The 9,769-nt window shown below is 60.2% G+C and carries 5 protein-coding genes; 4 read left to right on the top strand and 1 reads right to left on the bottom strand.

Annotated features, from left to right (window positions below; all coding sequences use genetic code 11):
* The first annotated feature begins 184 nt into the window (after positions 1-184).
* Positions 185-4,768, top strand: a complete 4,584-nt coding sequence (locus tag J3U88_RS13155; RefSeq protein ID WP_207859232.1) for a non-ribosomal peptide synthetase — start codon at positions 185-187, stop codon at positions 4,766-4,768.
* A 97-nt stretch (positions 4,769-4,865) separates the two neighbouring features.
* Positions 4,866-6,626, top strand: coding sequence for a serine hydrolase domain-containing protein (locus J3U88_RS13150; RefSeq protein ID WP_207859231.1), 1,761 nt, complete (start codon positions 4,866-4,868; stop codon positions 6,624-6,626).
* A gap of 194 nt (positions 6,627-6,820) precedes the next feature.
* Here the strand turns inward: J3U88_RS13150 and J3U88_RS13145 are convergent, their stop codons facing one another.
* On the bottom strand, positions 6,821-7,891 hold the full coding sequence (locus J3U88_RS13145; protein ID WP_207859230.1) for a hypothetical protein: 1,071 nt from the start codon (positions 7,889-7,891) through the stop codon (positions 6,821-6,823).
* A gap of 387 nt (positions 7,892-8,278) precedes the next feature.
* On the opposite strand from J3U88_RS13145, the gene J3U88_RS13140 reads away from it, so the two are divergent.
* Positions 8,279-8,896: a hypothetical protein gene (locus J3U88_RS13140; RefSeq protein WP_207859229.1), complete on the top strand. Its 618-nt coding sequence runs from the start codon at positions 8,279-8,281 to the stop codon at positions 8,894-8,896.
* 360 nt (positions 8,897-9,256) lie between these two features.
* Positions 9,257-9,706: a GNAT family N-acetyltransferase gene (locus J3U88_RS13135; RefSeq protein ID WP_207859228.1), complete on the top strand. Its 450-nt coding sequence runs from the start codon at positions 9,257-9,259 to the stop codon at positions 9,704-9,706.
* The last annotated feature ends 63 nt before the right edge of the window (positions 9,707-9,769 follow it).

The raw sequence follows: 9,769 nt of genomic DNA, 5'->3' as shown, positions 1-9,769 counted from the left end.
TCCCTTTTCGCCTTGGTTCCCGACTTGGATGGCGCCGTTGCTTCGGAGGCCGGATGGGTTTTGGTGATCCGTCGAAAGTTGCTCCGTGACGCGATGACCGATTCCTCAACCTGCTTGGCCGGTGATTTTTCTTGTACCCATTTGTAACACACGCCTAGGGCGTTCACGATCTTAAGGTGACTCCATGACACAGAACCAAGAACCTGCTTTGTCCTCTAAGAAGTTGAAATTGTTGGCCGCTTTGCGGGCGAAGAAAAAGCAAAACGCCGGTGCCGACGACCGGCCCGTGCCGCGCGCGCCGGGAACGGTCGTGCCCTTGTCCTCGGCCCAGATGGGGGTTTGGTTTGCCTGTCGCGAGGCGGGCACCAGCGCCTTGTTTCACATTCCCCTGCGTTGGTGTTTGCCGGTTCAGGCCGATGGTTCGCTGCTCGGCGCGGCGATGGCTGATGTGGTGGCCCGCCACGAAACCTTGCGCTGTGCGGTGGTTGAAGAAGCGGGCACACCCCGTTTGGATGTCCAGCCGGCCCATGGCGTTCACACGGTTCCTCTGGATTGGGGATCTTGTGGGGACGATGAGGCCGAGACGCGGCGCGCGGCTTTGCTCGCCGAGGGTTTTGCCTTGGGTGAGGCGCCGCTTTGGCGTTGGGCCGTTCGCGAAACACCCGCCGGCAAAACCGAGCTGTTTGTGGTGCTGCACCACATCATTTCGGATGGTTGGTCGGTCGACATCCTGAAGCGCGAATTGGCGGCCGCCGTCACCGCGCGTCGCGGCGGCCAAGCACCCGCCTTGCCCGCGTTGCCGGTTCAGTTTGGGGATGTGGCCTTGTGGGAGCAGCAATGGTTGGCCGGCGCGGCCGGGCGCAAGGCGGTTGCCTTTTGGGAAGAACAGTTGCGCGGTGCGCGGGCTACCGAATTGCCGACCGATGCACCCCGCCCTGCCAACCGCACCTATGCGGGAACGCGCCTGCGTTTTTGTTGGCCCGAGGCTTTGGCGGTTGCCTTGCGGGATTTGTGCCGCCAAGAACAAACCACTTTGTATGTGGGTGTTGCGGCGCTTTGGACCATGGTTTTGGCGCACTACAGTGGGTCCCGCGAGGTGGTGTGCGGTACCACCGTCGCCAATCGGGAACGCCATGAATGTCGCGACCTGGTCGGCCTGTTTGCCAACCTGTTGGTCTTGCGCGAAACGGTCGCGGAAGAGCTCCGCTTTAGCGAATGGCTGGCGCGCTTGAACCGCACCGTATTGGCGGCGTGGGAGCACCAGCGCGTGCCCTTCGGCCACCTGGTACAGGAACTGCGACCCGAACGGGATCCCCGCCGCTCGCCGTTTTTCCAAATAAACTTGGTCCTAAATCAAAGTGAAATTCCCGGTGAAACCGCCGTTGGGGTTGTCAACCACGGTGATGCGGTCGCCTTGTTTGATATCTCGCTCCATCTATATGAGGACGGGACCGGGTTGGCCGGGGATTTGGTGTTTAACCGCGACCTTTACAGCGAAACCGAGGCGCGGCGCTGGTTGGACCTGTTCGCGCGTTTGGGTAGCCAAGCAGTGCAAATGCCAGGGCGGCCACTCGCGGACTTTCGCCACGCCGAGGCGGTTGAGGCCGCCACGCTCGTGCGTTATCCGCAAAATCGCACCTTACATGCTTGGTTCGCCGAGGTCGCGAAACAGCACGCCGACGCCGTGGCACTGCGCTGTTTTGACGGGGAAGGCCGGGGTTATCGCCTGACCTATGCCGCGCTCCAACGCGATGCCTTGCGTCTGGCGGGCGTGCTGCAAGCGCGCGGTGTGCGTCGTGGTGACCGGGTCGCGCTGCTGCTCCCCCGCGACGACGGTTACGTCCGAGCCATTTTGGCCGTATTGCAGTGTGGCGCGATTTATGTACCGCTCGCGGCCCACACGCCGCCCGAACGCATTCACTATATTGTTGCGGACGCCGAGGTCGCTTTGGTGGTGACCCATGAAGCGTTGTGGCGGGAACATCGTCTCGAAGGTTTGCCCTGCCTTTGTCTGGATGCCTTGCCCGACGAATCGCCCGAACCGGTGCCGGTTGCCGTCGACCCGCAACAACCCGCTTACCTCATTTACACCTCGGGCACCACCGGCAAACCCAAGGGCGTTCAGGTTTGCCATGCCAACGTGGTTCGGCTTTTGCCCGCGCTCGATCCTTTTTTCGACTTCAGCGCGGCGGATGTTTGGACCTTGTTCCACGCATTTTCTTTTGATTTCTCCGTGTGGGAGATGTGGGCGCCCCTACTGCGCGGTGCGACCTGTGTGGTGGTGCCTTATGCGGTCAGTCGCTCGCCCTCGGCCTTTTGGCAACTCTGCCGCCAAGAAGGAGTGACCGTATTGAATCAGACGCCTTCGGCCTTTAGCAGCTTGATCGAAGCGGATCGGCGGCAGCCGGAAAAGCTGCCGCTGAAAACGGTGATCTTCGCGGGGGAGGCGTTAATTTGCGGTCGGTTGGCGCCTTGGTTCGACAAATACGGCGACGACCCCGGCCTATTTAACCTGTACGGCATTACCGAAACCACGGTGCATGCAACGGTGCAACGCATCACCCGCGCGCACCTGGCTTTGGAAGCGGCGCCCATCGGCCACACCATGGACGACATGGTGGTGCGCGTGCTCGACGCGCGTGGGCGGCCGGTGGCACCCGGCGCCGTGGGCGAACTTTATTTCGGCGGCGACTGCGTCTCCCACGGGTATTGGCGTCGCGGTGCCTTGACCGCGGCACGTTTCGTGCCCGATCCCTGGTCTGAGACGCCCGGCGCGCGCCTGTACCGCGGCGGTGATTTGGGTCGCCTGAACCGACATGGTGAGTTGGTGTACCTCGGCCGCGCGGATCGCCAGGTAAAGATTCGCGGGTTTCGCATTGAGCTGGGCGAAATTGAGAACCAGTTGTGTCGTCAGGCGGAGATCGCCGAGGCAGCGGCTTTTGTGCGCCGAGACGCCGAGGGTGGGGCCGCCTTGTGTGCCGCGCTGGTGTGTGCCGGCGCGATGCCGGAACCCGCCGAGATTCGCCGGCGCCTGCTCGGTTTTTTGCCCGATTACATGGTGCCCGCGTTGTTTGTCGCAACCGACACGCTGCCGATGACGGTCAACGGCAAACGGGATACGCAAGCCTTGCTTGCCTTGCTGGAACAAACCACCGAGGTGGTCCGCGACGTGGTTTCGCCGCGTAACCCGATTGAGCAAAAGCTCTTTTCGCTTTTTACGCGGTTCCTCAGCGCGAAACACTTTGGCGTTGACGACCATTTTTTTGCGCTAGGCGGCGATTCGTTGCGCGCGGTGCAACTGTGTTTTGCGGCGGAGCAGGAAGGGTTGATTTTTGACGTGCGCGATGTTTTCCAGAACCCAACCATTGCACGGCTGGCCGCGCACGTGGGCCGCAAACAAACGGTTAGACGGGAAGCGATTGAAACGGCTTCGGTTCAGTTGTCTCCTGAGGCTTACGGGCCGAACGCGGTCGACGCCTACCCGCTTTCAGCCATGCAACGGCGGATGTTGCAGGCCTACCGCGACCAAGACGGCTGGGGTCGTTACCACACACAGCAGTGTTTTACCTTCCGTGATCCCCGGTTTGAACCCGCAATGCTGGAAGCGGCGCTGACCCACCTCATCACGCGTCATCCCACCTTGCGTACCCAATTTGATTTGCAGGCGGGCGTGCAGTGGGTGCGTGCGCCCGAACCCGTGTGCCTGCCGGTTACTTCTTTGGCACACCTGGCTGAAAGCGCGCAACAGATTTGGATTCAGGACTTTATGGATAGGGACCGCCGCAATCCCTTCGCGATCGACCAACCCGACGCGGTGATGACCCGTTTCCAACTCTGGCATCACGGCCGTGATGTTTGGACCTTTTTCACCGCCAAACCCCACGCGGTGGAGGACGGCTGGGGCAACGTGCAGTTTCTCAACGACTTGGTGCGGTTATACCACCAGGTGAAAGGCGGGATGACCTTGCCGGCCGCGACGGTGGATCCGAGCTACAAGGAATTCATCGCGTTGGAACGGGAGCAGGCGCAAAACCCCGCCGGCCAGGCGTTTTGGCTCAAACATACGCGCGGTTTTTCGCCGTTGCAGCGCGCGGTCCTCCCAACCCCAGCCGCGCGGGTCCGCCAACCGTGGCGCAGCAGCAGGCTCCCGGAGCACGTGGTCACCGCCGTCGCCGAGGCGGCCCAAGCGCGGGCCGTCCCGCTCCGCGCCGCCTACTTAAGCGCATGGCTTGAGGAAATCGCGCGGCTCGCGCGGAACCCCCGCGTGTGCGTGGCCTTGGTCGCCAACGGGCGCTCCCCCCGCTTGAGTAACCCCCTCGAAAGTTTTGGTTTGTTCTGGAACCTGATTCCCTTTTGCCACGATTTCGGCGCCGTCGACGCGGCCCAACCCGGTGCCCTGTGGCAGGCCGTCAACGGTGGTTTGGTGAACGTCGAGCCCCACACCGCCTACCCCGTGGCCGACCTGTTCCCGGAAGAGCGCACCTTCGCCTCCTTGAACTTCGTCCACTTTCACCACGATCAGCGCGGCGGCACGGACGAACCCGGCGAGACCGGCTTTCAATTACTGGGCATCCAACAACACGACCGCTTCCACCTACCGCTCAACCTGTTGATCGCCGTACATCCCGTGCGCCAAAGTGTCGACCTCGTGCTGCACTACGACCCAACCTACGTAAGCCACGCCGAAGCCGAGGCGGTATTGGCGCGAACCGAGGCGCGCATCGCCGCGTCGGTCGGGACAGCGCACGACCCAACCCCGGTTGGCTGACACTTTTCCAAGGGCATCTTCACAAAAATACTTTTTCAGGAAAACGCGACATGCGAGGATAAAACAACCATATCGTTATGAACATCAGGGGGATTGTATGAGACGAGGGTTTCTTCTATTGGCGGTGTTGATCTGTTTCGGTTGCGGCAGCGGTGTCGACGACATCACCATTACCATTCCAGACGTCACCACCCCGGACACCACGCCGCCGGGTTCCACCCGGGACAAAATCACCGTCTCGGAACTAACCGGATCGTTCAGCCCGACGCGCATGATCCACAACGCCTACTTCCTCCCGGTGGGCCCCGAGCAAGCGGCCCAACACGCGTTGGCCGGCCGCCTAACCGTGGGGGCCGACACGATGAAACGCAACCCCGGCGGGGCCGCCAACCAAACCTTTTTTCCCGGCTTCTCGGTTGATTTTTTCACCCACAACGGCTTTTTGGTGCCGGTCAACCGCGGCATCCAGCAACCGAGCAACCGCAGCTTTTGGACGATTTTGTGTTCACCGGGTCGCGTTTGGTCCGAACCCGGCGACGAAGGCCGATCCCGCGCCGCCTTCCCGTTCGTGCTCGGCGACCATTTTGACAACGCCGCCCACAACGGGGTGGCTACCTTCGTTTTTGACGACCAAGGCGTGTCGCAGCTACGCATGCAAATCATGCAGGAAAGCGCCGCCTGGGATATGTTCGACGGCTGGGGCCAGTATCCGATGCAGTACACGCCCGGCGACGCGGCCGGCTTCGCCGACGCCCGCGCCGCGTTTGAAGCCGAGCGCGCCCAACGCCTTCCCGTCCGACCTATCGCGGAACTGGGTTTGGACGCCGGCCGCCTGCAATTTTTCGACGCCGGTTTGACCGCCAACGAAATCACCTTTCGCGCCATTGTGAAAGACGGTGTGATTTACCAAGACACGCCGGAAACGCGTTTGGGTCCGTTTCCCTTTCCCGAATACATGCGCGGCGGCGCCTTTTCCGTCACCAAATCCATCGGCGCCGGCCTGAGCCTGATGTTTTTAGCCCAAGCATTCGGCCCCGAGCTGTTGGATGAAAAAATCGTCGACTGGTTGCCCGTCAACGCCGGCCACGACGGCTGGGCCGAGGTCACCTTCAGCGACTGCGCCGACATGCGCACCGGCATCGGCGACCTCAGCCCCAACCGCAACACGCTCGACGTGTTCGCCGACGAAAACAAATCGCGCATGGGCGAGTGGTCCAACCAGCTGAGCGAGAGCGGCAAACTCACCATCTGCTGGAACTACGGCAATTATCCCTGGGGTCCGGGCGAGGTGACGCGTTACAACACCACCCATACCTTCGTTTTGTCGGCGGCGCTGCAACGCTGGGCGGCCGCCAACGGCATCCCCAACGGCGATTACCACGGCTACATCGCGGAACACCTGCTGGCCCGCATCGGCGTGGTCAACGCGCCGATGATGCGCACCGTCGAGACCAACGGCGAACAGGGTAGCCCGATTCTGGGCGTGGGTTTGTACCCCACCGTGCACGACCTCGCCAAAATCACCGAGTTCATGCAGCACGGCGGCACCCTTGACGGCGAACCCCTGCTCCATCCTCAAACCCTGGCCGAAGCCTTGTTTCTGCAACCCGACACGGCCTATGCCACCGGCAACCGCATCAACGGCTTGCCCGAACTGTACCGCCACGGCTTTTGGTCCTTCCCCACGGCCGGCGACACCTGCACCGTCCAGGTCCCCTACATGAGCGGGTACGGCGGGAACATGGTGGTGGTCGCACCCAACGGGTACACCGGCATTCGTTTCAGCGACAGCTTAAACTACACCATCGAAGGCATGGTCAACACCCTGCAAGCGCTGGAACCCTTCCCGTGCCCCTAATCCCAAGGTTGGCCGGAAGGGTCGCCCTGTACACCGAATCTTCCGGTGGCCGCCTCTGGAGTCTTTTTGGAAATCGTCCTGATCCGTCACGGCAAACCCACGGGTTAAACCAAAAAAGCCCGGTCGGATGGTTCGACCGGGCGATTCATTCGCGGCGCATCCGCGTGGGCGGGGACGCGGATTCAGATTAGCAACTATTGGCTGATGGGTTCACCGGCATCCCGGTCCAGCACCACATTCCAAAGCGGGCCGTGGCCGCGGCCGTGGACGTCGAGACCTTGAACCACCTCGCGGCCTTGTTTTTTACGGGTAACGAATGCATCCACCCCGCGCTCGGGAACCTGCACGGCAACGGGCATCGCGTCCTCACCGGCGGCAACCAAAAAGTTCACCATGGAGACGACCAGGTAGGAACCCACGGTGTCGGCCGGGCGGTATGCATGGGTCGCACCGGGCGCGAGTTCCAGGGTCTCGAAGAAGGTTGTTCCGCTGTCGTCAACCATCATGAGCACGACCGGCAGCGTAAAGGTGTGGGGATTCGTCAGCCAGGCGGTTTCACCGGAAACCAGGTCGGCCGTGTAATGGCGGTTCAAGCCTTCGCCGGCCAGAGCGGCGGCAAGTTGCGTTTCGGTTGCACGCCCGGCCGCCGCGGCTTTGCGCGGGGCGCCGTGGTCACAAGCGGGATCGACCTTGGAGACCACCCGCACGCTGCGCGTCTCCCACTCGCTCGTGAAAGTCGTCCCGTAACAAACCTTTGAGGTGCGCACCCGCAAGGTGTAGGTTCCGGGTCGGAAGGGCAAGCTGTTGATTTCCACGGACGGGGACGAGGTGGTGGTGGACCAACCGGTCCCATCCAATTGCCAATGGTATTGTTCCGCGTCGTAATGGTAGGACGTGGTGAAGGTGCCCAGGAAACACCAAGAATTAGGGCCGGAAAGATAACAAGGGGTCGCCATCGTCCGACACAAGCTCAAGCGATTGCTTTTCACAACGACGGGCAAGCCGTTGGCGAAATCAATTTGTTCATAATAAGGATTGTAGGCCGCTTCATCATCAAGTACCTGGTAGCTGGTGGCCTGCACGGGATAGAATTTTTTGCCACAGGGTTTCCCGTAGCAATGGGGGAGGGTTTCGAGCTGAAGGATGGGAAGGTTGTACTGGTTACTCCACGCCTCGCCGACAACGCGGAAACAGTTGCCGAAGACGTGGCCGGAAAGGGTACAAAAAAGGAGGAACATCAACCCTTGAGGAAACAGGTTTTTCATAAAACATCCTTGATCGATCTGAGTAGTGGTCAACCACAGCGCGCGATGGGGAGGTTCGCATAAACGACCTGGCCGACAGCCCGTGATATGTCAAGAGCCGTACCAAAGAAACCCTACCTAGGTAACACCCTATTTTTCAAACAACTTAGCTACCTCAAAGCGTTTACCCGCGCGCACGCCTATGTCAAAATACGGTCACCTGCCGTTATTCAGACAGGCCACTGACCAAATAAGGTCAAGCCGAGACCGTCGGCCAACGGTGAACCCGCCTCGCACGGCGATGACCCCAAAAGCCACGGGCCACCGCCTGAGCGGAACAGTTGACCCCTTATTTGACTTAACCACCATCCTGTCGGAACCCACGACCGGCATCCCCAAGGAGTTTTTATGTTACGCAACATATTCGGCCCTTCTCGCGCGGAAATTTGGTCGCAAATCGCGGAAGACATCGGCGGCGACTTCATCGACGGCGGTTTCTGGAAGCGCCACCAACTGCATTACGACCACGAACAATGGACGATTCTGCTCGACACCTTCATGGTCAGCACGGGCAAAACCACCATTCCTTTCACCCGCATGCGGGCGCCTTTTCTCAACAAAGACCAGTTCACCTTTAAGATCACCCAAGAAGGGTTTATGGGTTCGGTCAGCAAATTTTTCGGTGCCCAAGACATCGAAATCGGCGATGACTTTTTTGACAACCAGTTCATCATTCAAAGCAACGATCGGTTCAAAATCAAACGCCTGTTAAACGACCAACCCTTAAAAACACTGATCCAAAACCAACCCAACATTTTCCTTGAACTGCGCGAGGATCAGGGCAACTTCCGCAACCGTTTTCCCGAGGGCGTCAACGAACTTTATTTCCAATGCAGAGGCATCATCAAAGACAAACAAGTGCTCAAGGATTTGTTCGACATCTTTTCCATCATCTTGTCGCGCCTGGTGCAAATCGACTCGGCTTACGAAGATGATCCCAATATCGTCATCGACGGGGAAAGCTAACCCGCAATTCTCACAAGGATTCGTCGCGAGAAGCTGAAAGCCATGCGAGTACGAAGATTACGACCGAGAGACGGCACAGGGGTCCGACCTTTCGGCGTAGCAGCGCTACGGCGAAGGCGGCTTGACCGAGTAAGCGAAGTAATCGCATGGCTTTCAGTTTCGTAGCAGAATTCCTTGTGAGAATTGCGGGTTAATCCCAAGGCGACCAGCCGGCGTTCAACCACATTCCCGAAGGATGTTCTTGCAACCGGGTGAAACCCGAATGCTGTCATTCGAGGGGGCGGCGCGACGCCGATCGCGATCCAAGCAGTGGATTCTTTTTAAAAAAGTGCAGACACCCATTCCGAACAGGAGCAAGCCATGATCCCTACGACCTTCCGCGCCTTCCAAGCGAGCGATGTTCAACCTTGTCTGGCCCTTTTTGACGAAAACTGTCCCCGGTTTTTTGCGGCGAATGAACGGGACGACTACGAACACTTCCTCAAAACGCCCGGCGATTACCGCGTGGGTTTGCGCGAGACAACCATTGTGGCGGCCTTCGGGATGAGCGCGGACCTCGGCCAAAAGCGACACCGCCTGACGTGGATTCTTGTATCGCCGGCCGCGCAAGGCACCGGCGTGGGCAGGCAGATGATGGATCAAGTCCTTAAACACAGCCGCCGCCAAGGCGCGGTCGCCGTCGACATCGCGGCGAGTCAACACTCCGCGCCCTTTTTTGCCAAGTTCGGCGCCCGAACGACCCGCACCATTCCCAACGGCTGGGGTGCGGGCATGCATCGGGTCGATATGGTGCTCGCCCTGACAGAGTGAAACGCCAGACGAAACAAGCGCGCCCCGGACAGCGCTACGCCCCAAGCCGTTCTTCACAGCGGA

Origin of the sequence: Acanthopleuribacter pedis (assembly GCF_017377855.1) — a bacterium.
In the GTDB taxonomy this organism is placed as follows: Bacteria; Acidobacteriota; Holophagae; order Acanthopleuribacterales; family Acanthopleuribacteraceae; genus Acanthopleuribacter; species Acanthopleuribacter pedis.
This window is presented reverse-complemented; position numbering and strand designations above follow the sequence as displayed.

Bases quoted from the DNA above. Each gene is read 5' to 3' on its own strand.
- J3U88_RS13155 (WP_207859232.1), top strand. From the start codon at position 185: ATGACACAGAACCAAGAACCTGCTTTGTCCTCTAAGAAGTTGAAATTG.
- J3U88_RS13150 (WP_207859231.1), top strand. From the start codon at position 4,866: ATGAGACGAGGGTTTCTTCTATTGGCGGTGTTGATCTGTTTCGGTTGC.
- J3U88_RS13145 (WP_207859230.1), bottom strand. From the start codon at position 7,891: ATGAAAAACCTGTTTCCTCAAGGGTTGATGTTCCTCCTTTTTTGTACC.
- J3U88_RS13140 (WP_207859229.1), top strand. From the start codon at position 8,279: ATGTTACGCAACATATTCGGCCCTTCTCGCGCGGAAATTTGGTCGCAA.
- J3U88_RS13135 (WP_207859228.1), top strand. From the start codon at position 9,257: ATGATCCCTACGACCTTCCGCGCCTTCCAAGCGAGCGATGTTCAACCT.